General features: G+C 64.1%; 24 protein-coding genes. 16 read left to right on the top strand and 8 right to left on the bottom strand.

The window, feature by feature from the left end:
* Window positions 1-5: 5 nt before the first annotated feature.
* From LPA35_RS00185 to LPA35_RS00175, 3 genes are read right to left on the bottom strand one after another with little or no spacing between them, the layout of a single operon-like run.
* Window positions 6-635 (bottom strand): hypothetical protein, encoded by a 630-nt coding sequence (locus LPA35_RS00185; protein WP_228894309.1) that lies wholly within the window; start codon window positions 633-635, stop codon window positions 6-8.
* Between the two features lie 32 nt (window positions 636-667).
* Window positions 668-1735, bottom strand: a complete 1068-nt coding sequence (locus LPA35_RS00180; protein WP_228894305.1) for a CoA ester lyase — start codon at window positions 1733-1735, stop codon at window positions 668-670.
* Between the two features lie 14 nt (window positions 1736-1749).
* Window positions 1750-2736 (bottom strand): malate dehydrogenase, encoded by a 987-nt coding sequence (locus LPA35_RS00175; RefSeq protein WP_055393136.1) that lies wholly within the window; start codon window positions 2734-2736, stop codon window positions 1750-1752.
* A gap of 215 nt (window positions 2737-2951) precedes the next feature.
* Between LPA35_RS00175 and LPA35_RS00170 the strand changes: the two genes are divergently transcribed.
* The 11 genes from LPA35_RS00170 (at window position 2952) to LPA35_RS00120 (ending at window position 13540) form a co-directional block, all read left to right on the top strand.
* Window positions 2952-3740: a GntR family transcriptional regulator gene (locus tag LPA35_RS00170; RefSeq protein WP_055393133.1), complete on the top strand. Its 789-nt coding sequence runs from the start codon at window positions 2952-2954 to the stop codon at window positions 3738-3740.
* Window positions 3741-3873: 133 nt separating this feature from the next.
* The gene (sdhC, locus tag LPA35_RS00165) at window positions 3874-4308 is read left to right on the top strand and encodes a succinate dehydrogenase, cytochrome b556 subunit (RefSeq protein WP_121419458.1); all 435 of its coding nucleotides are present in this window, start codon (window positions 3874-3876) and stop codon (window positions 4306-4308) included.
* Window positions 4309-4375: 67 nt separating this feature from the next.
* Complete coding sequence (sdhD, locus tag LPA35_RS00160; protein ID WP_055393129.1) at window positions 4376-4741, top strand: succinate dehydrogenase, hydrophobic membrane anchor protein; 366 nt, start codon at window positions 4376-4378, stop codon at window positions 4739-4741.
* A gap of 29 nt (window positions 4742-4770) precedes the next feature.
* A complete protein-coding gene (sdhA, locus tag LPA35_RS00155) occupies window positions 4771-6579 on the top strand; it encodes a succinate dehydrogenase flavoprotein subunit (RefSeq protein ID WP_055393127.1) in 1809 nt (602 codons plus the stop codon).
* Between the two features lie 25 nt (window positions 6580-6604).
* On the top strand, window positions 6605-7309 hold the full coding sequence (locus tag LPA35_RS00150; RefSeq protein ID WP_055393124.1) for a succinate dehydrogenase iron-sulfur subunit: 705 nt from the start codon (window positions 6605-6607) through the stop codon (window positions 7307-7309).
* 18 nt (window positions 7310-7327) lie between these two features.
* Window positions 7328-7648 (top strand): succinate dehydrogenase assembly factor 2, encoded by a 321-nt coding sequence (locus LPA35_RS00145; protein WP_055393121.1) that lies wholly within the window; start codon window positions 7328-7330, stop codon window positions 7646-7648.
* 78 nt (window positions 7649-7726) lie between these two features.
* Window positions 7727-9037: a citrate synthase gene (locus tag LPA35_RS00140; protein WP_121419457.1), complete on the top strand. Its 1311-nt coding sequence runs from the start codon at window positions 7727-7729 to the stop codon at window positions 9035-9037.
* Between the two features lie 223 nt (window positions 9038-9260).
* Window positions 9261-9527 carry a metal/formaldehyde-sensitive transcriptional repressor gene (locus tag LPA35_RS00135; RefSeq protein ID WP_055402789.1) on the top strand — a complete coding sequence of 89 codons (267 nt, stop codon included), beginning with the start codon at window positions 9261-9263 and terminating at the stop codon, window positions 9525-9527.
* Window positions 9528-9562: 35 nt separating this feature from the next.
* Complete coding sequence (locus tag LPA35_RS00130; protein WP_121419456.1) at window positions 9563-10681, top strand: S-(hydroxymethyl)glutathione dehydrogenase/class III alcohol dehydrogenase; 1119 nt, start codon at window positions 9563-9565, stop codon at window positions 10679-10681.
* A 211-nt stretch (window positions 10682-10892) separates the two neighbouring features.
* Window positions 10893-11762: an S-formylglutathione hydrolase gene (fghA, locus tag LPA35_RS00125; protein ID WP_228894303.1), complete on the top strand. Its 870-nt coding sequence runs from the start codon at window positions 10893-10895 to the stop codon at window positions 11760-11762.
* A 35-nt stretch (window positions 11763-11797) separates the two neighbouring features.
* On the top strand, window positions 11798-13540 hold the full coding sequence (locus LPA35_RS00120; RefSeq protein WP_228894301.1) for a phosphoethanolamine transferase: 1743 nt from the start codon (window positions 11798-11800) through the stop codon (window positions 13538-13540).
* 60 nt (window positions 13541-13600) lie between these two features.
* Here the strand turns inward: LPA35_RS00120 and LPA35_RS00115 are convergent, their stop codons facing one another.
* Entirely contained in the window at window positions 13601-14590 is a 990-nt protein-coding gene (locus LPA35_RS00115) for an NAD(P)H-quinone oxidoreductase (RefSeq protein WP_370641360.1), read from the bottom strand.
* Window positions 14591-14775: 185 nt separating this feature from the next.
* Between LPA35_RS00115 and LPA35_RS00110 the strand changes: the two genes are divergently transcribed.
* The 3 genes from LPA35_RS00110 (at window position 14776) to LPA35_RS00100 (ending at window position 16820) form a co-directional block, all read left to right on the top strand.
* Complete coding sequence (locus tag LPA35_RS00110) at window positions 14776-15645, top strand: LysR family transcriptional regulator (RefSeq protein WP_218299734.1); 870 nt, start codon at window positions 14776-14778, stop codon at window positions 15643-15645.
* An 11-nt stretch (window positions 15646-15656) separates the two neighbouring features.
* On the top strand, window positions 15657-16097 hold the full coding sequence (locus LPA35_RS00105; protein ID WP_370641323.1) for a GNAT family N-acetyltransferase: 441 nt from the start codon (window positions 15657-15659) through the stop codon (window positions 16095-16097).
* Between the two features lie 210 nt (window positions 16098-16307).
* Window positions 16308-16820, top strand: a complete 513-nt coding sequence (locus LPA35_RS00100; RefSeq protein ID WP_228894297.1) for a hypothetical protein — start codon at window positions 16308-16310, stop codon at window positions 16818-16820.
* A gap of 78 nt (window positions 16821-16898) precedes the next feature.
* Here LPA35_RS00100 and LPA35_RS00095 read toward each other — a convergent pair whose 3' ends face one another.
* The gene (locus LPA35_RS00095; RefSeq protein ID WP_228894295.1) at window positions 16899-17681 is read right to left on the bottom strand and encodes an SDR family oxidoreductase; all 783 of its coding nucleotides are present in this window, start codon (window positions 17679-17681) and stop codon (window positions 16899-16901) included.
* Window positions 17678-18010, bottom strand: a complete 333-nt coding sequence (locus tag LPA35_RS00090) for a nuclear transport factor 2 family protein (RefSeq protein WP_228894294.1) — start codon at window positions 18008-18010, stop codon at window positions 17678-17680. The genes LPA35_RS00095 and LPA35_RS00090 overlap by 4 nt, the downstream gene beginning before the upstream one ends.
* Before the next feature lie 279 nt (window positions 18011-18289).
* On the opposite strand from LPA35_RS00090, the gene LPA35_RS00085 reads away from it, so the two are divergent.
* On the top strand, window positions 18290-19255 hold the full coding sequence (locus tag LPA35_RS00085; RefSeq protein WP_228894292.1) for a LysR family transcriptional regulator: 966 nt from the start codon (window positions 18290-18292) through the stop codon (window positions 19253-19255).
* 49 nt (window positions 19256-19304) lie between these two features.
* On the opposite strand, the gene LPA35_RS00080 is transcribed toward LPA35_RS00085, so the two are convergent.
* Window positions 19305-20204, bottom strand: a complete 900-nt coding sequence (locus LPA35_RS00080; protein WP_228894289.1) for a LysR family transcriptional regulator — start codon at window positions 20202-20204, stop codon at window positions 19305-19307.
* Window positions 20205-20290: 86 nt separating this feature from the next.
* On the opposite strand from LPA35_RS00080, the gene LPA35_RS00075 reads away from it, so the two are divergent.
* Window positions 20291-21349, top strand: a complete 1059-nt coding sequence (locus LPA35_RS00075) for a sodium-dependent bicarbonate transport family permease (RefSeq protein WP_228894282.1) — start codon at window positions 20291-20293, stop codon at window positions 21347-21349.
* Between the two features lie 150 nt (window positions 21350-21499).
* Here LPA35_RS00075 and LPA35_RS00070 read toward each other — a convergent pair whose 3' ends face one another.
* Window positions 21500-22666: a PA0069 family radical SAM protein gene (locus tag LPA35_RS00070; protein WP_228894281.1), complete on the bottom strand. Its 1167-nt coding sequence runs from the start codon at window positions 22664-22666 to the stop codon at window positions 21500-21502.
* Window positions 22667-22684: the final 18 nt, after the last annotated feature.

Below are 22684 nucleotides of genomic sequence, written 5' to 3'. Positions count from 1 at the left end.
AGGGCTTACTTCAGGGGTTCCAGCACACTGACGGGCGGGTTTTTCTTGATGGCCTCGGCCACCACCACCTGCTGCGGGCTCATGCATTCGTCGGCCAGGCGTTGACCCAGTTTCTGGTTCATCAGCATGGACTTGTTGGCGATCTGCAGCCAGACGGCGCCACCCTTCTGGTCTTCCAGGCGCACCGTGCCCGTGGTGGTAGCGACCGGGGCCATGAAGTACTTGAAGCCCTTGCCTTCCACATGGAAGTGGCCTGGGCTCGCGGGCTCGGCGGTCACGGTGACAAAGGCACCGAGTTCGCAGGGAATGCGGCCCACGTGCACACGTTCGGCAATGGCCAGTTCTTCGGGAGACAGCGCGGCTTCGGCAGCAATGATGCCGGTGGCCACCTGGTTCGCCGCGCTCTTGAGCTGGCTGCGGCTGCTGGTGCCTTCGGTTTTGGCTACCGAAGATTTCTTGGCGGCAGGCGCCTTGTCCGCAGCCTTGGCAGACTTCGTATCGGACTTGGCAGCGGGCTTTGCTGCAGGTTTGGCGGCAGCCTTGGTCTCGGGTTTGGCTTCGGTCTTGGCAGGGGTTTGCGCCAGGGCGAGGGCTGGAGCCAGCAGCATCAGGGCAGAGGCGATAAAGGATTTCATGGGAGGTCCTGCGTGGATAAATTCAGGAATGTTCACAACGGAACGGAGGCCGACGCGCCAAACCAATGGCGCACGGCAAGAGGAAGTGTGCGCCCGGTACGGTGGGCGCGCTCCAGCACCTGCCAGTAAAAGCGATAACTGGCGCGGTCGTGCAACGTGCCTTCAAGGCTGATGGGAGCCCAATCAGAATCTGCGGCAGCAGCTATTATTTTCGAAGCAACTTCGATGTCATCCTGCTGAGGCGCAAACGCCTGCAGGATGGGTCGGATCTGTGCGGGATGGATGCTCCACATGCGGGTATAGCCCAGCTCGCGCGCGGCACGGCTGGCGGCGCCTTGCATGGCCACCGTATCGGCGAACTCCGTCACCACACAATGCGATGGCACCTTGCCGTGGGCATGGCAGGCAGCGGCAATCTCCAGCTTGGCACGCACCACCAGTGGGTGAGAAAACTGCCCCGCCGAAGTCATGCCATGCGCAGGGATGGCGCCACCATGGGCCGACACAAAATCCATGAGGCCAAAACTCAGGCTCTGCACGCGCGGGTGGGCTGCGATTTCAAAAGCACGGTGCACCGCAGCAGGGGATTCGATGAGGACATGGATCGGTACCGGGGCGGCAGAGGCTTTCTCCAGCGCCCGCTCCGCTGCCAGTACGTCGTCCACAGATTCCACCTTGGGAACCATGATGTGGCTGAGCCGATGGCCTGCTTCGCCCGCTATCGTGGCGACATCGTTGGCGAATGCCGGGTGGTCCACCGCGTGGACCCGGGCGGCCACGCGGGCACCGGGTGCAGCGCCCAGGGCCAGACGGGCAACCAGCCGGGCGTGGTCGGCTTCAAGGCCGACGGGGGCGCCGTCTTCGCAATCGAGGGTGACATCAAAGACGCAGGTACCGAACTCCTGCGTCATCTCGGCCTGCAGCTGCAGGCTCTTGCGCATGCGCGCTTCGACGCCGCTGTAGTGGTCACAGACCGGCAGGAAGCCTGTCTGCGCCTGGGCGCCCAGCAACACATCGCGTGGATGGGATGGCGCAGCGCCCTGCCCCTGCGCGGGGACCCGGGCGGCCCGAAGGCCCGATGCCTGTGGCGTCGGCTGCATGGCGCTCACCTGGTTTACAGCAGGTGCTTGACGCCGTCTTGCTCGCCTTGCAGCTCAGCCAGCGTGATGTTGATGCGCTCTTGCGAGAACGCGTCGATTTCCAGACCTTCAACGATCTTGTACTCGCCGTTTTCGCACGTCACGGGGAAACCGAACATGGTGTCCTTGGGGATGCCGTACTGGCCATCCGAAGGAATGCCCATGGTGACCCACTTGCCGTTGGTGCCCAGGGCCCAGTCACGCATGTGGTCGATGGCGGCGTTGGCAGCCGAAGCAGCCGACGACAGGCCACGCGCTTCGATGATGGCAGCGCCGCGCTTGCCCACGGTGGGCAGGAAAGTGTTGGCGTTCCATTCCTGGTCGTTGATCATCTTGGCGACGCTTTCACCGTTGATGGTGGCGAAGCGGTAGTCGGCGTACATCGTGGGCGAATGGTTGCCCCAGACGGTCAGCTTTTCGATGTCCGCCACGGCCTTGCCGGTCTTGGCAGCGATCTGGCTGGCAGCGCGGTTGTGGTCCAGGCGCAGCATGGCGGTGAAGTTCTTGCGTGGCAGGTCGGGGGCCGACTTCATGGCGATGTAGGCGTTGGTGTTGGCAGGGTTGCCTACGACCAGCACCTTCACGTTGCGCGAAGCCACGGCATTCAGGGCCTTGCCCTGTGCCGTGAAGATGGCGCCGTTGACAGCCAGCAGCTCGGCGCGTTCCATGCCCGGGCCGCGGGGGCGCGAACCGACCAACAGGGCGTAGTCGGCGTCCTTGAAAGCGGTCATGGGGTCGCTGTGGGCTTCCATGCCCACCAGCAGGGGGAACGCGCAATCGTCCAGTTCCATCATCACGCCCTTGAGCGCCTTCTGGGGGCCTTCGACAGGCACTTCGAGCAATTGCAGGATGACGGGCTGGTCCTTGCCCAGCATTTCGCCGGAGGCGATGCGGAACAGCAGGGCGTAACCAATTTGACCAGCGGCACCGGTGACGGCGACGCGAACAGGCTTCTTGCTCATGGTGAAAACTCCAGGGAAGTGAGGAAAACAGGTGTGAGTGCAACGCAAGCACCAGCGCCTGTTACCAGCAGCCCGTGCCCCGCAAAACAGCCTTGGAGTGTACCGCTGATTGGACACCTCGGTCAATTTGTCTTATGTCTTATATAAGATATGATTAACACCCTGACACAGGCCGCGTATCACTTCGTGTGCGGCCTGCCCTTCTCCCGATCGCCATGTCCTCGCTTCCGCTCAACGCCGATAACCCTGCGCAGCCTTTGGCAGGCACGGGCTCTGCCACGCCCGCGTTCAGCCCGCTGTACCAGCAGATCAAAGGGCTCATCCTGCAAAGTCTGCAACAGGGCGAGTGGAAACCGGGCGAATCCATCCCCAGCGAGATGGAGCTGGCTGCACGCTTTCGCGTGAGCCAGGGCACGGTGCGCAAGGCCATTGACGAGCTGGCGGCCGAAAACCTCGTGATGCGGCGCCAGGGCAAGGGCACCTTTGTGGCCACCCATGCCGAGCAGCATGTGCAGTACCGTTTTCTCAAGCTCATGCCCGACACGGGAGACGTCCGCGTCGAGGGCCCTGCACAGCGCAAGGTGATCGATTGTCGGCGTGTGCGTGCCAGCGCTGACGTGGCGCGCGCACTGGCACTGCGTAGCGCCGACCCGGTGGTCCAGGCGCGGCGAGTCCTGTCATTCGCAGGCGTACCCACCATCCTGGAAGACATCTGGCTGCCCGGCCAGGCTTTCAAAGGGCTGACGGCCGAACAGTTGGCCAACTACCAAGGCCCTACTTACGCCATGTTTGAACTCGACTTCGGCGTACGCATGGTACGTGCCGAGGAGAAAATACGTGCCGTACTGCCCGATGCCGACCAGGCGGCGATGCTGCAGATCCCACAGGCCACGCCGCTGCTGAGCGTGGAGCGCATCGCCTACACCTACAACGACGTTCCGATGGAGTTACGGCGCGGCCTGTACCTGACCGACACGCACCATTACCGTAACGAACTGAGCTGACACCACCCTGGCAACTGAGCGGAAACGTAGAACATTCGGGCTGGAGCAAACCCTTCTTGTTGCGTTGCAATAGAATTTTGCGTTCTTTGCATCTTCAAATTACAAAGCAGTTACATCCACGAAAGCACACAACATGACAGAACTCGCCAAAAAACGGCCTGAATTCCGCAACATCAATGCCTTCAAGGACCTGACCACCTACCGCATGACTCCTGCCGCGTGGGTTTCGATCCTGCACCGCGGCAGCGGGCTGATCATGTTCCTGCTGCTGCCTTTCATCATCTGGATGTTCGACACTTCGGTGTCGTCTGAAATCTCGTTCGCCCGGTTCTCGGCGGCTTTCAACATCGGCATTGGCTTCGTGCCCGGCTGGTTCATCAAACTGGTGGCCCTGGCACTGATCTGGGCCTACCTGCACCACTTCACCGCTGGCCTGCGCCATCTGTGGATGGATGTGAGCCACAGCGCCGTGAACAAGGAATTCGGCAAGTCCTCGGCCTTTGCCGTCCTGGCCATCAGCATCACGCTGACCCTGGTGCTGGGCGCCAAGCTTTTCGGCCTGTACTGATCGATCAACCCCAAAAAGCGGCGGCTGCTGCCAGGCAGTGCCCGCCGAAGAACGAGAGGAAATTCCCATGTCCGTCAATTACGGTTCCAAGCGCGTCGTCGTCGGCGCCCACTATGGCCTGCGCGACTGGCTCAGCCAGCGCGTCACGGCAGTCCTGATGGCCCTGTTCACCCTGGCACTGCTGGCCCAGGTGATCTTCTCCAAAGGCCCCATCGGCTACGACAAATGGGCCGGTATCTTCTCGGCCCAGTGGATGAAGGTGCTGACCTTCTCCGTGATCGTTGCACTGGCTTGGCACGCCTGGATCGGCCTGCGTGAAGTCTTGATGGACTACATCAAGCCAGTGGGACTGCGCCTGGCACTGCAGGTGTTCAGCATCGTCTGGCTGGTCGGCTGTGCCGGCTGGGGTATCCAGGTTTTGTGGCGTCTCTGATTGATCCCCGCGACTGAAGGCAAAAAATAATGAGCTACACCAACGCTAACATCACCCGCCGCAAGTTCGATGTCGTCATCGTCGGCGCAGGCGGCTCCGGCATGCGTGCCGCGCTTGAACTCTCCCGCGCAGGCCTGAACGTGGCCTCGCTGTCCAAGGTTTTCCCCACCCGTTCGCACACCGTGGCTGCACAAGGCGGCGTGAGCGCATCGCTGGGCAACATGTCCGAAGACAACTGGCACTACCACTTTTACGACACCATCAAGGGCTCCGACTGGCTGGGCGACCAGGACGCCATCGAGTTCATGTGCCGCGAAGCCCCCAAGGTGGTGTATGAGCTGGAACACTTCGGCATGCCGTTCGACCGCAACCCCGACGGCACCATCTACCAGCGCCCCTTTGGCGGCCACACCGCCAACTATGGCGAAAAGCCCGTGCAACGCGCCTGCGCCGCTGCCGACCGCACCGGCCACGCCATGCTGCACACGCTGTACCAGCAGAACGTGAAGGCCAAGACCAACTTCTTCGTCGAATGGATGGCGCTGGACCTGGTCCGCGACGCCGACGGCGACGTGGTGGGCGTAACCGCCCTGGAAATGGAAACCGGCGACCTGTACATCCTGGAAGCCAAGACCGTGCTGCTGGCCACCGGCGGTGCTGGCCGCATCTTTGCGGCATCGACCAACGCCTTCATCAACACCGGTGACGGCCTGGGCATGGCGGCACGTGCCGGCATTGCGCTGCAGGACATGGAGTTCTGGCAGTTCCACCCCACGGGCGTGGCCGGCGCTGGCGTGCTGCTGACCGAAGGCTGCCGTGGCGAAGGCGCTATTTTGCTCAACAGCAACGGCGAGCGCTTCATGGAGCGTTATGCGCCCACCATGAAGGACCTGGCCCCGCGCGACTTCGTGTCCCGCTGCATGGACCAGGAAATCAAGGAAGGTCGCGGCTGCGGTCCCAACAAGGACTACATCCTGCTCAAGCTCGACCACCTGGGTGCAGACACCATCCATAAGCGCCTGCCTTCGGTGTACGAAATCGGCGTCAACTTCGCCAACGTGGACATCACCAAGGAACCTATTCCTGTGGTGCCCACCATCCACTACCAGATGGGTGGCGTGCCTACCAACATCAACGGCCAAGTGGTTGCACAAGCCAATGGCATCAACAACGAAGTGGTCAACGGCCTGTACGCCGTGGGCGAATGCGCCTGCGTGTCGGTGCACGGCGCCAACCGCCTGGGTACCAACTCGCTGCTGGACCTGCTGGTGTTCGGCAAGGCCGCTGGCCGCCACATCGTCGAGTTCAACAACAAGAACAAGGAGCACAAGCCCCTGCCCAAGGATGCGGCCGACCGCACCTTGGAGCGCTTGAACCAGCTCGACAAGTCGAACGAAGGCATCTACGCGCAAAACCTGGCAGGCGACATCCGCTCCACCATGCAGCAGCATGCCGGCGTGTTCCGCACCCAGGCCAGCATGGACGAAGGCGTCAAGAAGATCGCCGAGATCCGCAGCCGCGTGGCCAACGTGACGCTGAAGGACAAGTCCAAGGTGTTCAACACCGCCCGCATCGAAGCGCTCGAAGTGGACAACCTGATCGAAGTGGCGCAGGCCACCATGGTGTCGGCCGCCGCCCGCAAGGAATGCCGTGGCGCCCACACCGTGTACGACTACGAGCACCCTGCCGACCACGCCGAGTTCCCCCTGGGCCGCAATGACCAGGAGTGGATGAAGCACACCCTGTGGTACAGCGAAGGCAACCGCCTCGCCTACAAGCCGGTCAACCTCAAGCCCCTGACGGTGGACAGCGTGCCCCCCAAGGTCCGTACGTTCTAAACAGTAGCCCCACGAGAGAAGAACCATGCAAAAGCGCACATTCCAAATCTACCGCTACGACCCGGACAAGGACGCCAAGCCTTACATGCAGACCATCGAGATCGAACTCGACGGCCATGAACGCATGCTGCTGGACGCCCTGATGAAGCTCAAGGAGCAGGACCCCACGCTGTCGTTCCGCCGTTCGTGCCGCGAAGGCGTCTGTGGCTCCGACGCGATGAACATCAATGGCAAGAACGGCCTGGCCTGCCTGACGAACATGAATACCCTGAAGGGCACGATTGTTCTCAAGCCCCTGCCCGGCCTGCCCGTGATCCGCGACCTGATCGTGGACATGACGCAGTTCTTCAAGCAGTACAACTCGATCAAGCCCTACCTGATCAACGAGCAGATTCCACCCGACCGCGAGCGCCTGCAGTCTCCCGAAGAGCGCGAAGAGCTCAACGGCCTGTACGAGTGCATCCTGTGTGCCAGCTGCTCCACGAGCTGCCCCAGCTTCTGGTGGAACCCCGACAAGTTCGTGGGCCCTGCCGGACTGCTGCAGGCCTACCGCTTCATCGCCGACAGCCGCGATGACGCCACCGGCCAGCGCCTCGATAACCTCGAAGACCCGTACCGCCTGTTCCGTTGCCACACCATCATGAACTGCGTGGACGTGTGCCCCAAGGGCCTGAACCCCACGAAGGCCATCGGCAAGATCAAGGAACTGATGGTGCGTCGCGCCATCTGACCGGGGCCCAGGACCGCCATGGGTGCAACCGCCACCACCGCCCCCTCGGCAGCCTCGCCGCTGCTGACGGAACGCGAACTCAGCAAGCTGCACTGGCGCTGCCGGCGCGGCCTGCTGGAAAACGATCTGTTCATCGAACAGTTCTTCACCCGTTTCGAGCCTGAGCTGAACCAGCGCCACGCCCAGGGCCTTGCGGCCCTGATGGACCTCGCCGACAACGACCTCCTGGACCTGCTGCTTTGCCGCAAGGAACCCAGTGAGACGCTGGATGCGCCCGAGGTGCATGAAGTGCTGGGCATGCTGCGGGAAAGCGGCGGCACCCCCGTGCTGGGCACCTGACGAGCGGGTTTTCTCGCTCTGAAAAGATCCCAGCCCCACCAGACCGGATGATCATCGGCAAACCTAAGGAAAGTAACAATGAAGCTAGCTGACAACAAAGCCACCCTGTCGTTCAGTAACGGCGGTCCCAGCGTGGACCTGCCGGTCTACCAGGGCACCATTGGCCCGGATGTCATCGACATCCGCAAGCTGTATGCGCAGACGGGCATGTTCACCTATGACCCAGGCTTCCTGTCAACGGCAGCCACCCAGTCGGCCATCACCTACATTGACGGCGACAAGGGCGAACTGCTGTACCGCGGCTACCCCATTGAGCAGCTGGCTGAAAACTGCGACTTCCTGGAAACCTGCCACCTGCTGCTGTACGGTGACCTGCCTAACGCAGCGCAGAAGACCGACTTCACGAGCCGCGTGACCAACCACACCATGGTCAACGAGCAGATGCAGTTCTTCCTGCGTGGCTTCCGCCGTGACGCGCACCCCATGGCCGTGCTGACCGGCCTGGTGGGCGCCCTGTCGGCCTTCTACCACGACAGCACGGACATCAACAATCCGCAGCACCGTGAGATCGCCGCCATCCGCCTGATCGCCAAGATGCCCACGCTGGTCGCCATGGCCTACAAGTACGGCATGGGCCAGCCCTACATGTACCCGCAGAACAACCTCTCGTATGCAGGCAACTTCCTGCGCATGATGTTCGGCACGCCCTGCGAAGAGTACAAGGTCAACCCCGTGCTGGAACGCGCGCTGGACCGCATCTTCATCCTGCACGCCGACCACGAGCAGAACGCCTCGACCTCCACCGTGCGCCTGTGCGGCTCGTCGGGCACCAACCCGTTCGCTGCCATCGCTGCGGGCGTGGCCTGCCTGTGGGGCCCTGCCCACGGTGGCGCCAACGAAGCTGCCCTGAACATGCTGTACGACATCCAGGCCCAAGGCGGCGTGGAAAAGATCGGCGACTTCATCAAGCAGGTCAAGGACAAGAACTCCGGCGTCAAGCTCATGGGCTTTGGCCACCGCGTGTACAAGAACTACGACCCCCGCGCCAAGCTCATGCAAGAGACTTGCAATGAAGTGCTGGCCGAGCTGGGCCTGGAAAACGACCCGCTGTTCAAGCTGGCCAAGGAACTGGAAAAGATCGCCCTGGAAGACGACTACTTCGTGCAGCGCAAGCTCTACCCGAACGTGGACTTCTACTCCGGCATCGTGCAGCGCGCCATCGGCATTCCTGTGAACCTGTTCACCGGCATCTTCAGCCTGGCCCGCACCGTGGGCTGGATCGCCCAGCTCAACGAAATGATCGGCGACCCCGAGTACAAGATCGGCCGCCCCCGCCAGCTGTTCACCGGCTCCGAGCGCCGCGACGTGCCACCACTGGCCAAGCGTTGACCGGTACGGCGCCCCGCGCGCCGTCCACCCCCTCCCGAAGCCCGCTGGCAGTGCCTGCGGGCTTTTTTCATGGGCGCCCCACACAGGCCAAGCCGTGCCGGATGCACATACTCCCCCCTAGTTAAAAGGTTTTTTGACGGCCTACCGCGCGACCAGTATGGGGCTATCTTTTATACTGCCACCCAGTACAAAGGCAGCCCCCGCACCATACCCCCCGCAGCCCATGCCCCACACCCCCGAAGACAAGCAACGCGCCATCACCCGACTGCGCCGCATCAAGGGCCAGGCCGAGGCGCTGGAGCGCGCGGTGGAGGCGGGCAGCGATTGCGCCCCCATCCTGCAGCAGCTGGCGGCCATGCGTGGCGCCGTGCACGGACTGATGGCCGACCTGCTCGACAGCCATGTGCGCGAGACGCTGGCGGAAAAACCAGCACCATCGCAGCAGGCCATTGACGAAACACTGGCGTTGCTTCGCTCCTACCTCAAATAGACCGTCCCCATCCGATTGACCGAAAGGAACACCCCATGAAATCCCGTGCCGCCGTCGCCTTCAAAGCCGGAGAACCCCTGCAGATCGTCGAGATCGACGTGGCCCCGCCCAAGAAGGGCGAAGTGCTCATCAAGATCACCGACACCGGCGTGTGCCACACCGACGCGTTCACCCTGAGCGGTGACGACCCCGAAGGCCTGTTCCCCGTGGTGCTGGGCCATGAAGGCGCTGGCATCGTGGTGGAAGTGGGCGAAGGCGTGACCAGCGTGAAGCCCGGCGACCATGTGATCCCGCTCTACACCGCCGAATGTGGGGAGTGCCTGTTCTGCAAGAGCGGCAAGACCAACCTGTGCGTGAGCGTGCGCGCCACACAGGGTAAGGGTGTGATGCCCGACGGCACCACGCGCTTCAGCTACAACGGCCAGCCCATCTACCACTACATGGGCTGCAGCACCTTCAGCGAATACACCGTGGTGGCCGAGGTGTCGCTCGCCAAGGTCAACTCCAACGCCAACCCCGAGCAGGTCTGCCTGCTGGGCTGCGGCGTGACCACGGGCCTGGGCGCCGTCAAGAACACCGCAAAGGTGCAAGAGGGCGATACGGTCGCCGTGTTCGGCCTGGGCGGCATCGGCCTGGCGGTCATTCAAGGCGCCAAGCTGGCCAAGGCCGGGCGCATCATCGCCGTGGACACCAACCCGTCCAAATTCGATCTGGCCCGCACCTTTGGCGCCACCGACTGCGTGAACCCCAAGGACCATGACAAGCCTATCCAGCAAGTCATTGTGGAGATGACAACCTGGGGCGTGGACCACAGCTTTGAGTGCATCGGCAACGTCAACGTGATGCGCGCCGCCCTCGAATGCGCGCACCGCGGCTGGGGCCAGTCGGTCATCATCGGCGTGGCCGGTGCGGGGCAGGAGATCAGCACCCGCCCCTTCCAGCTCGTCACCGGCCGCAAGTGGATGGGCACGGCGTTTGGCGGCGTCAAGGGCCGCAGCGAGTTGCCCGGCATGGTCGAAGACGCGATGGCGGGCAAGATCCAGCTCGCGCCGTTTGTCACGCACACCATGGGCCTCAAGGACATCAACGAAGCGTTTGATTTGATGCACGAAGGCAAGTCGATACGCTCCGTCGTTAAATACGCAGTGGCCTGAGCCCTTCAGAGCAGCCAACGTTTGAGACGCCCGAACGCCCCGTTACCCGTTCGGGCTGAGCCTGTCGAAGCCATGGCACGCCTTGCCACCAACCCTTCGACAGGCTCAGGGCAAACGGGCTCGGTCTAAGGTCAATTTTCAATTCAAACAAAAAAGACCTCTAACGCTTATCCATAAAGCGTTAGCAGCTATTATTTTCAGAGCATCTACCATGACCACCTCCCTGGAACTCCTCAGCAGCCACGCCTGCTTTGGCGGCGAGCAGCGCTTCTACCAGCACGCCTCCACCGAAATCGGGCTGCCCATGAAGTTCTCAGTGTTCCTGCCCCCGCAGGCGCAGCAAGGGCCCGTGCCCGCCCTGCTGTTCCTGGCGGGCCTCACCTGCACCGAAGAGACCTTCATGGTCAAGGCCGGTGCCCAGCGCCTGGCGGCCGAGCTGGGCCTGGCACTCATCGCGCCCGACACCAGCCCGCGCGGAGCCAATGCGCCGGGTGAGGCCGATAGCTGGGACTTCGGCGTGGGCGCAGGCTTTTATCTGGACGCCACGGCCGAGCCCTGGGCACGCCACTGGCGCATGGAGAGCTACCTGCTGAAAGAGCTGCTGCCGCTGGTCTCAGCCCAGTTGCCCATCGACGGCACCCGCCTGGGCATCACCGGCCACTCGATGGGCGGGCATGGCGCGCTCACGCTGGCGCTGCGCCATCCGGGCCGTTTCCAGAGCCTGTCGGCCTTTGCCCCCATCTGCGCGCCCACCCAGTGCCCGTGGGGTGAGAAAGCCTTCACGGGCTACCTGGGTGCAGACCGCACGGGCTGGATCGAGCACGACGCCACGGTGCTCATGCAGCACCAGCCAGTCGCGCCTTACCCTGCAGGCATCCTCATCGACCAAGGCCTGTCCGACAAGTTTCTGGCCGACCAACTGCACCCACACCTGTTCGAAGCTGCGTGCCAGGCCATCGGCCAGCCGCTCAGCCTGCGCCGCCACGCGGGCTACGACCACGGCTACTACTTCATCCAGACCTTCATGGCCGACCACCTGGCGCACCACGCCAGAAACCTGCTGCCGCAGTCCGCACGTTAATGCGGCCTTAAGCCTCGGGCGCCACAGTGCGCCCCATGCCTTTGATACTGCAGCGCCTGCTGCTTCCCCACCTGGCCACGGGCACTGCGCCCCGGCCCGTTTCCACCGCAACACGCCACCTGCACCCTGCCTGGGTGGTGGTGCTCATCAGCACCTGGCTGGCCACGGCCTGCAATGTGCCGCTGTGGCGCGAGGTGGCGCAGTTGCCGGGCCAGGGTAGCCTGCGCGGCTGGGGCTTTGCCATCGCGTTTGCGCTCATCGTGGCAGCGGGCAATGCCGCACTGCTGAGCCTGCTGGCCTGGCGCTGGACGCTCAAGCCCGCCGCCACCGTGCTGGTGGTGATGGCTGCGTTTGGCGCGTATTTCATGCTGGCCTACGGCGTGGCCATTGACGCCAGCATGCTCACCAACGTGCTGCAAACCGACGTCAAAGAGGCGGGTGACCTGCTCAACTGGCGCATGCTGGCCACCGTACTGGCGCTGGCCGTGCCACCGCTGTGGTGGCTGCTGCGCCGCCCCGTGTTGCGGCTGAGCACCCTGCGCCACGCGGCGCACAACGGGCTGCTGCTGGCGGGCGCCATCGCCGTCATCGTGGTGTGCCTGCTGCTGGTGTTCCAGGACTTTGCATCGACCATGCGCAACCACACCAAGCTGCGCTACCTGATCAACCCGCTCAACAGCGTGTACGCGCTGGGCAACATCGCCACCAAGCCCCTGCGCATGGACACCAGCAAGCTGCTTCCCCTGGGGCGCGATGCACAGCTGGGCGCCAGCTATGCGGGTCAGGTCAAGCCGCCGCTGCTGGTGCTGGTGCTGGGCGAAACCGGCCGCAGTGGCAACTTCGGCATCAACGGCTATGAGCGCAACACCACACCGCTGCTCGCGGCCCGCACGGACCTCGTCAGCGCCCGCAATGCGTGGTCTTGCGGCACCAGCACCGCAGCATCGGTGCCCTGCATGTTCTCGCACCTGGGCCGCACGGGCTATGAAGCGCGCGCTGCCAACTTTGAAAGCCTCATCGACGTGCTGCACCACGCAGGCCTGGCCGTGCTGTGGGTGGACAACCAGTCCGGCTGCAAAGGCGTGTGCGACCGCATTGGCGAGACCCTCACCAGCGCGCCAAAAAGCCCGACGCCAGACCCCGCCCTGTGCCCCGGCGGCGAGTGCCTGGACCGCGTGATGCTGCAAGACCTGGACACCCGCATCGCCGCCCTGCCCGCTGAACAGCGCCAGCGCGGCACCGTGGTCGTGCTGCACCAGATGGGCAGCCACGGCCCCGCGTACTACAAACGCTCGGCGCCCGACAACAAGAAGTTTGGCCCCGAATGCACATCCACCTCCCTGCAGGAGTGTGAGCGCCAGCAGGTCGTCAACGCGTATGACAACAGCGTCGTGGAGACGGACTTTTTCCTCGATTCAGTGCTCAAATGGCTCACAGCGCAGGATAGCAAAGCGCAAACAGCTATGATTTATGTAGCAGACCATGGCGAATCACTGGGCGAGAACAACCTCTACCTGCACGGTCTGCCCTACTCCATTGCGCCCGACGTGCAAAAGCATGTGCCGTGGATCACCTGGCTCTCGCCCGCCATGCAGGCGCGCACCCAGGTCGCCACCGGCTGCCTGCAGCACGTGCTGGCCGAGCAGCGCATCACCCACGACAACTACTTTCACTCGGTGCTGGGGTTGATGGATGTGAAGACCGGGGCGTACAGCGCGGGTCTGGACATGTTTGCAGGTTGCCGACAGGCGGCGGGGGCGGCCAGAGCGGCGGGCTGACGCGGAGTCGGGCCTGCCCGGGCGCCATGCCCCAACCGCAACAATGAACTTCTGCGCGCCTCACGCCGCCCCTGGCAGCAGCAGAATCTTGCCGACGTTGACGCCAGATTCCATGCGACTGTGGGCCTGCGCGGCATCTGCCAACGGGTAGGTGCTGTCAATCACCGGCCAGATCGCACCGGCCGCCAGCGCAGGCAGCCACCGCTCGGCAAAGCGCTGCACCATGGCCTGCTTGACCTCGGGCGGGCGCGACTTCATCACCGTGCCAAAGATCTGCAGATGGCGGTACAGCACGGCGTCCACCGGCAACGTGGCGCCTTGCGCGCCCCCCAGCAAGCCCACGGCCACCATGCGCCCGCCCACGGCCAACGACCGCACGTTGCGCTCCAGGTATGGCGCACCAATGAAGTCGATCACCACGTCCACACCTTTACCGTCCGTTGCCTGCGCAACCACGGCCGCAAAGTCCTCGCTGCGGTAATCAATGAACACATCCGCGCCAAAGCCCAGCACTGCATCGCGCTTGTCACCGCTTGCTGTGCCAAACACCCGTGCGCCCGCCGCTTTCGCCAGTTGCACCGCCGCCGAGCCCACGCCGCCTGCGGCTGCGTGGATCAGCACCGACTCGCCCGCCTGCAGGTTGGCCAGGTGGAACAGCGCCTCGTGTGCGGTCACAAACACCTCCGCCACCGCACCCGCAGCCACCAGGGCCAGGCCCTCCGGCACATGCATGGCCATGCGGTGGTCGATGCGCGACAGCTCGGCGTAGGCCCCGCCGCCCACAATGCCCATCACACGGTCGCCCACGGCAAAGCCGCGCACCAGCGGGCCCACCGCGACCACCGTGCCCGCGATCTCCAGCCCCATGGTGTCCGCATCGCCGAAGTAGGCGCGACCGTAAGCCCCCTTGCGGTGCAACAGATCAGCGCGGTTCACGCCGATGGAGGCGTTGCGCACCAGCAGGTCCTGCGGACGCACCTCGGGGGTCGGGACCTCCCGGGCCACCAGCACCTCAGGCCCACCGAAGTCGTCGAACACGATGGCCTGCATGGTGGGTGGTACGGCGGTCTGCACAGTGGCGGGATGTTGTTCACTCAAAGCGGTGGGCATGGGTTGCATTCCTCAAAAATATCATTCAGGCCTGCAAGGTTACAGCGCCAACACACAATTCAAACGCAGCAATTTCGCTCTGTAGTGATGCAAAATTACATCACTCCCACCCGATGAATACCACCATGAACTGGGACGACACCCGCGTCTTTCTCGCGCTGACAAGAGCCCCCTCCTTGCGCGCCGCCGCGCGCAGCCTGGGCATTGACCAAGCCACCGTGGGGCGGCGGCTGAATGCACTGGAGGCCGAGCTGGGCGCCAAGCTGTTCCTGCGTGCCAAAGATGGATACCTGCTCACGCCGGCAGGCGAAACGGCCCTGGCAGCCGCCCGCCGCATGGAAAGCGCAGCCCTCGACCTGCGCACCAAAATCGAAGGCCAGGACGAAAACCCCGGCGGCATCGTGCGCGTCACCAGTACCGACTCCATCGCCATCGACCTGCTGCTGCCCGCAGTCGAGCGCCTGCAGCGGCACTGGCCTCACATCCGTGTGGACCTGGAGGTCTCCACCCAGTTGCTCAGCCTCAGCCGCAGGCAGGTGGACATTGCGTTTCGCAACGTCCGCCCGGAGACGCCCGACCTGGTCGTGCGCCGCGTGGTGTCATGGCCGGTGGGCCTGTTTGCCAGCGCGGGCTATATCGAGCACTTTGGCGAACCCGTGCCCGACGACGAACTGCGCGGCCACCACCTGGTGGCCTATGGCCCCTACCTGGAGCACAGCCCGTTTCTGACCATGGCCGGTGTGCCCGCCCGCCAAGCCCGCATCGCCATGGCCGTGCGCTCCAGCCTGCTGGTGCGCAAGGCGGTGGCAGCGGGCATTGGCCTGGGTGAAATGCCGGTGTGGATGGGCGAGCGCGAAGGCCTGGTCCGCATCTGGCCCCAACGCCGCCGCGCCACCGATTACGAGGTCTGGCAAGTCATGCACCCCGACCTGCAGCGCACCGCACGCGTCCGCGCCACGGCAGAGTTTCTGTCGGAGGCATTTGGTCAGGCGTAGCGGAAAACGGCATGCTGCTTGGCGCTGCCTTCGCAACCAAAGCATCAGCAAACCTGAACTGGCCGACCGACCGAAGAAGCAACCCATTCATCAATCGGTCAGCGGCGGCAATACCTGCTGCGCCATACTCCGGCACCTATTCCATCTGCTTCATTCACCACCCCATGCAGCACACCATCCAGCACCAGGAGCAAGACGCCAAAGGCGCCTTCACCATCGAGAACAGCGGCCAGCGCCTGGCCGAGATGACCTACAGCCGCACCAACGCCACGATGGTCATCGTGGACCACACCGAGGTAGATCCATCACTCAGCGGGCAAGGTGTCGGACGCGCACTGCTCGACGCGCTGGTGCTGTGGGCGCGGGCTACGGGTACCAAAGTGGTCCCGCTGTGCCCGTTTGCCAAGGCACAGTTTGACAAGGACGTGGCTATTCGGGATGTGCTGGTTTAGGCAGGCCCTATAACGGGGACGCGACAGCCTCAACCCACTGATTGGATCCGCTCGCCGGGGTTTTTTTTTGCTTCTTGGAGTCAGACGTCGCCTGGGCAAAATGGCAGCACCATGCGCCAGCACTCCCATCCGTCGCACGAGCCGACTCACTTCGGCTAGCCACCACATGCTGCTCAGGATCAACGTTCAGCCTCACCAGGAGCGTCGCACTTGATTCGTCTCACCATCGCCATTGCATCCGTGGTTCTGCTCATCGGATGCGCGGGGCCCCGTTTTGATGCCGGACGGACAGAAACGGTACTTCCACTGCACCGTGCCTGGGTTGACGGGCGACAGGTGGAGTACATCACGACAGACATCTCGGACGGCGCCATGGCAGAGGCCGCCGGTGTGAACCACGTGCCTCGCCTGCGCGACGCCATCGCCGCGCGCCCCTCGGTGCTGGAGCGTGTGTACAAATTCTCGCAGGGCGAACAGATCAGCATCTTTCAATCTGCACCACGTCCCGTGGGCGCGGCGAACACGGACCGAAGCTACAGCCCACTGTGGCGCCTCGTCCTGGTGACGAGAACGAGACCCCATCCCGGGCCCGAGCTGACATCGGAGGAGGAGCTATTGGCTGCCGAAGAAAAAGGCCTGGTCTCGCTCGAAGTCACCGATATCGTCATCAACTGCCCCATAACGCGGGCTGTCGGCGGCGGGGGCCTGGCAGGGGTGCGGTAAAGATGGACCGCAGCTCAACCGGGTGTCAGTTCCTGGCGTTCCACGAGGGCTGATGTGAGAAGCCGCATTGCTGCGCCTCTAAACCGTCGGCACCGTGCCCCCATCAATCACATGCTCCGAGCCCGATATCGCTCCCGCACGCGGTGACACCAAAAAAGTGATCAGGTCGGCCACCTCTTGCGGTCTGGCGGGGCGGCCCAGCGGGATGCCGCCCAGCGACTGCATGATGATCTGCTTGCCGCCTTCGTAGTCCGTGCCCGCCTGGGTGGCCACGCGCTCGGCCAGGGCAACGGCGGCTTCGGTTTCGACCCAGCCGGGCGAGACGCTCAGCACGCGAACGCCTTGTGGCGTGACCTCTTTCGACAAGGCCTTGCTGTAGGTGGACAAGGCCGCCTTGGCAGCGGCGTAGGCGGTGGTGGACTCGGGCAGCGGCAGCACGCGCTGGATGGAGCTGACGTGGACGATGACGCCCGCGCCCTTAGCCAGCATGGCGGGCAACAGAGCACGGTCCAGGCGCACGGCGGGCATCAGGTTCTGGTTCAGTTCGTTGAACCACTGCGCATCGTCCAGCGCCGCAAAACCCCCGCCAGGCGCGCTGGAGCCGCCCACCACGTTGACCAGAATGTCCACGCCGCCCCAGTGCGTGAGCACCGCCTGCGCAACCTCTGCAGCGCCCTCTGCGGTGGAGACGTCGGCAGGCACGTACAGCACGCCGCCAATCGGGTGCGCAGGGGCTGAACGCGCGGTAGCCATCACCTGCACACCGGCGTCCACCAAAGCCTGCACCACTGCAGCGCCCACGCCTTTGGTGCCGCCCGTGACGAGTGCGAGCTGGCCGCGCAGTTTTAGGTCGAAGCTCATACCGTGATCTCCAGCGACGCAATCAGGCCACGCTCAAGGCGAAAGCGGTAGCGCAGATCGACCGGGCTACCAGGGAAGTTGCCCTCGACGCGGCTGGTGACGACCTGGTGGCCGTCGATCTGCTGCAGCGCAAAGGGTTCGGTGGTGTACGTGTACCTTGTCGATGCCGCGGCCTTCCAGGCCTTGATGGCGTCGATGCCCGAATGGGTGCGGCCCTCGTCCTTGACGACGGCCTGTGCCGCGAAGCACCGGGCAATGGCCTCAGCGTCCTTTTGTTGGTCGGCCGCAAAGTAGGCGGCAATGGGGTCGGGGAGGCTCAAACGGTTCATGGTGACGATCTCCTTGGTTTAGGGATGACCTGCACAACTCCCTGCGGTCTGTGATAGCGCGGTCTCGGGCGGTCCACTGCGTTGCTTTTCTTGCCAATAGCGCGGCTATTGGCAAGAAAAGACGCCTTGGGCCCCATCCCGATCCGCACTACCACCGCCTCGCGAGGGTTATGCAGGTCATCCCTAGTCGTTGGGTTGGTGGAGTCGTCAGGATGCGCCTGCAGCACCAATTAGTGAATGGCCTAGAATTTGAATAAGCTATGTAGAGAACAATACAGAATGCGTGGATCGGATTTTGCAGAACTGAAGGCCTTTGCCGCCGTGGTCGAGCGCGCGAGCTTTGCGCGCGCGGCGGAGCACCTGGGGCTGTCGCCGTCGGCGCTGAGCCAGACGATTCGCCAGCTGGAAGCCCGCTTGGGCGCGCGATTGCTGAACCGCACCACGCGCAGTGTGGCGCCCACGGCCACCGGGGCGCAGCTGTATGCGCGCATGGCCCCGCTATTTCGGGACATGGCCGACGCAGTGGCCGAAGCCAGTGCGTCGGCTGGCCAGATGGGGGGCACGCTGCGCATCAACACGCTGGGCATGGCCGCCACACAGGTCATTGCGCCACGGCTTGGGCGGTTCCACCAGGCCCACCCGGATGTGGTGCTGGACATCGTGGTGGACGACGGGCTGAGCGACATCGTTGCGGGCCACTTTGATGCGGGCATCCGCGTGGGCGGGCGGCTGGACAAAGACATGATCGCCGTGCGCCTGACACCGGACGTGAAGATGATTGCCGTGGCCTCGCCCGACTACCTGGCGCAGCGCGGCACGCCCAAGGCGCCCGCCGACCTGCACGGCCACGCGTGCATCAACTGGCGGCTTCAGATGGATGGCCGGACCTACCGCTGGGAGTTCGAGAAAAAAGGAAAACGGGTGGAGATTGCCGCAGAAGGACCGCTGGTGACCAACCACTCGGACATGGGCGTGGCTGCGGCCATGCAGGGCCTGGGCATTGCCTATGCGTTTGACCGTGAGCGGGTGGACAACCACATTGACCAGGGGCGGCTGGTGCAGGTGCTTGCCGACTGGTCGGTGGCAAAGCCCGGCCTGTTCCTGTACTACTCCAATCGGCGCCATCCATCACCGGCATTGACGGCTTTCATCGACTGCCTGCTGGACCGTGATCTGCCAGAACCCAGGCCTGGCTTGCGACGCCCATCAGTGAATGCGGCTGTGCAGAGGGCTCCACGTCGGTGATGGGGTCTTGGGTGGCCGATATCAGCCATTCAAGCCAGAAGCGTCGCCCTCACCGTCCTTCCATCCACCCCTTCACCTCGCCCATCAGATGCCCCCGGAACACCTCCGCAATCGGTGACAGCTGCTTGCCCTTGGGCCAGACCAGGTGCCATTGCGACTGGATGGGGAAGCCTTGCACGTTGAGCACGGCCAGGCCCTCGTGGTGGGGGCCGAGGCTGTGGCGGGAAACGATGGAGACGCCCAGCTGGCCTTCCACCGATTCCTTGATGGCCTCGTTGCTGCCCAGCTCCAGTACGGCGCTGGGAACAAAGCCCAGCTGGCGCAGGCGCGCGTCGGTGGCCATACGGGTACCGGAGCCTTTTTCGCGCAGGATGAAGCGCTCGGCCTGCAATTGCGTGAACTTGACGCGCTTTTTCGCGGCGAGTGGGTGGCCTGCGGCGGCGATGACGACGAGCGGGTTGGGCATGAGGATGTGGTCTTCCAGCGGCAAATCGGCCGGCGGCATGGACATGACGTAGAGGTCGTCCAGGTTGCTGCGCAGCCGGTTGATGACATGGTCGCGGTTGAGCACCTCCAGCGAGATGTCGATCTGCGGGTGCAGCTTGCAGAAGCTGCCCAGCAGACGCGGCACAAAGTATTTGGCGGTGCTGACCACGGCGACCTTGAGGCGTCCGCTGGTGAGGCCCTTGGCGCCAGACACCCGCTGCTCAAACGCATCCCACTCGCCCGCAATGGCGCGCGCGGTGCGGGCCAGGGCATGCCCCGCTTCGGTGAGGTGCACGCGGCGCGAGATGACTTCGTACAGCGGCAGGCCCACGGCCTGAGACACCTCGCGCAGCTGCATGGAGGCGGTGGGCTGGGTGACGTGCATGACCCGGGCGGCGGCGCTGACGCTGCCGGTTTCGGCCAGCGCCAGAAAAAGGCGCAGCTGGCGAAAGGTGATGTTCATAGATTTTTATCTATAGATAAGCGCATTCGAATCGATTTTACTTTGCACCCTGCACTGCATAGCATTGGCGCCCAAGGAGTTGAATGATGCAAAGCTTGCTGGACCCTGCGATCCTGTTTTTTGCCCTGGGTGTGTTTGCGGGCCTGGTGCGGTCCAACCTGGAGATGCCTGCGGCGATCTCGAAGTTCTTGTCGATCTACCTGCTGATGGCACTGGGCCTCAAGGGCGGGTTTGCGCTGGCGGCGTCGGGCTTTACGTCCAACGTGGCCACCAGCCTGGGGCTGGCGGTGCTGCTGGCCATCGTGGTGCCGCTGGTGGGCTATGCGCTCTTGCGGCGGGTGCTGTCGGGCTTCAATGCGGCGGCGGTGGCAGCCACCTATGGATCGGTGAGCGCGGTGACGTTTGTGACGGCCACGCAGTACCTGGAGTCGCAACACATCGCCTACGGCGGCCACATGGCGGCGGCGATGGCGCTGATGGAGTCGCCCGCCATCATCCTCGCAGTGCTGCTGGCCAATGCGCTGCGGCAAAAACAGCAGGCGGTGGCCATGGCCACCGCCGCCCCGCCCGTGGTGGCGATGACAGGCGGGGGCGCCGCCACGCTGGGCGGTCATGGCCCGGGCAGCGTCAGTGGGAAGGGCGGCCCCCACCTGTCGGTGGGCAAGATCCTGCACGAGTCGTTCACCGATGGCACGCAGTTGCTGCTGCTGGGCGCGATGCTGATTGGCCTGCTGACGGGCGATGCGGGCAAGGCGGCCATGCAGCCGTTTTCGGGTGATCTGTTCAAGGGCATGTTGTGCCTGTTCTTGCTGGACATGGGCCTATCGACCGCGCGCAACCTGCCTGCGGTGCGCCAGCAGTCGCCCTGGCTGCTGGCCTATGCGGTGCTGGGCCCCATCACCCACGCCACGCTGGCGCTGGGCCTGGCCTGGCTGGTGGCGGTGCCTGCAGGCGATGCGGTGCTGCTGATGGTGCTGGCGGCCAGTGCGTCCTACATCGCCGTGCCTGCGGTGGTGCGCTATGCCATCCCTGAGGCCGACCCGTCGCTGTATGTGAGCCTGTCGCTGGGGCTGACGTTTCCGCTCAACATCATGCTGGGCATTCCGCTGTACACGCAGGTGGTGCAAAGCCTGTGGACCGTGTGAGGGGCAATGCATACAGCCCACACGTGGCCCCTGGCGTGCGCTTGCAGAGCCTGGCTCAATTGCTATTATTTATATAGCAATTAAGGCATACTGGACGCGCGGAAGCGGCGATTTTTTTCAAATTTCAACCCACTGCGCCACACAGCCGGGTCAGAACAGGCTGCTTTGCCCCTGCAGCAGCCCGGGGCGGAACTGGCCCAGGTCCAGCTCCACGCGTTCGCGGTTCAGGCCCAGCCTGCGGCAGGTGGTGGCAAAACGCTGGCGCACCAGGTCGGCCCACAGGCCGGTGCCTTTCATGCGGGTGGCGAAGTCGCTGTTGTAGGTTTTGCCCGCGCGGCGCTCGGCGTCGCTGAGGTGGTGCAGGTCTTGCACGCGGGCCATCACGCGCGCGGCGCGCTGGGGATAGTGCACCTGCAGCCATTCGCGGAATAGCGCGTCCAGCTCCCACGGCAGGCGCAGCACGGTGTAGAAGGCGCTGCGCGCGCCCGCGTCGCGCGCAGCCTCCAGCACCTGTTCCATGTCTTCGGTGATGAAGGGGATCTGTGGCGCCACGCTCACGCCCACGGGCACACCCGCCTCGGCCAGCGCACGTATGGTGCGCAGGCGCCGGTGGGGCGCGGCGGCACGAGGTTCCATGCGGCGGGCCAAGGTGGCATCAAGCGTGGTGATTGTGACGTAGACCGCCGCCAGGCGTTGCGCTGCGAGCGGAGCCAGCAAATCCAGGTCACGCTCCACACCGCTGGATTTGGTGATGAGCGAAAACGGGTGGCGCGCGTCGCGCATCACGTCGATGAGGCTGCGGGTGAGCTTCAGTTCGCGCTCCACAGGTTGATAGCAGTCGGTGGCCGAGCCGATATTGATCAAACGGGGCACGTAGCGCGGCGCGCACAGCTCGCTACGCAGCACTTCGGCAATGTTGTGTTTGGCCACGATCTGCGTTTCAAAGTCGAGCCCCGGTGAGAAGTTAAGGTAGCTGTGGGTAGGCCGCGCGTAGCAGTAAATGCATCCGTGTTCGCAGCCCCGGTAGGGGTTCACCGAGAGTTCAAAGAAGATGTCCGGCGAGTCGTTGGCGCAGATGGCGCTGCGCGCGGTTTCGAGGTGCACGCGGGTGGCGGCGGGGGTGGCGGATGCATCGTCGCCCGCATCGTTACCCCCCGGCAGTTGGCCCCAGCCGTCGTCGGCCGCCTCGCGCACATCGCGCGCAAACCGGTGAGCCAGGGCCGTGGCCGCGCCCCGGCCACGGATGGCCTGCAGCGGGATGCGGACCTCTTCGGGCGGCGCAGGGATGTCGGACTTGTCCGTGAAGGTGCGAGACATAACTGTATAAATATACAG

The organism is Acidovorax sp. Leaf73 (assembly GCF_916855635.1).
GTDB classification, from domain to species: domain Bacteria; phylum Pseudomonadota; class Gammaproteobacteria; order Burkholderiales; family Burkholderiaceae_C; genus Acidovorax; species Acidovorax facilis.
This window is presented reverse-complemented; position numbering and strand designations above follow the sequence as displayed.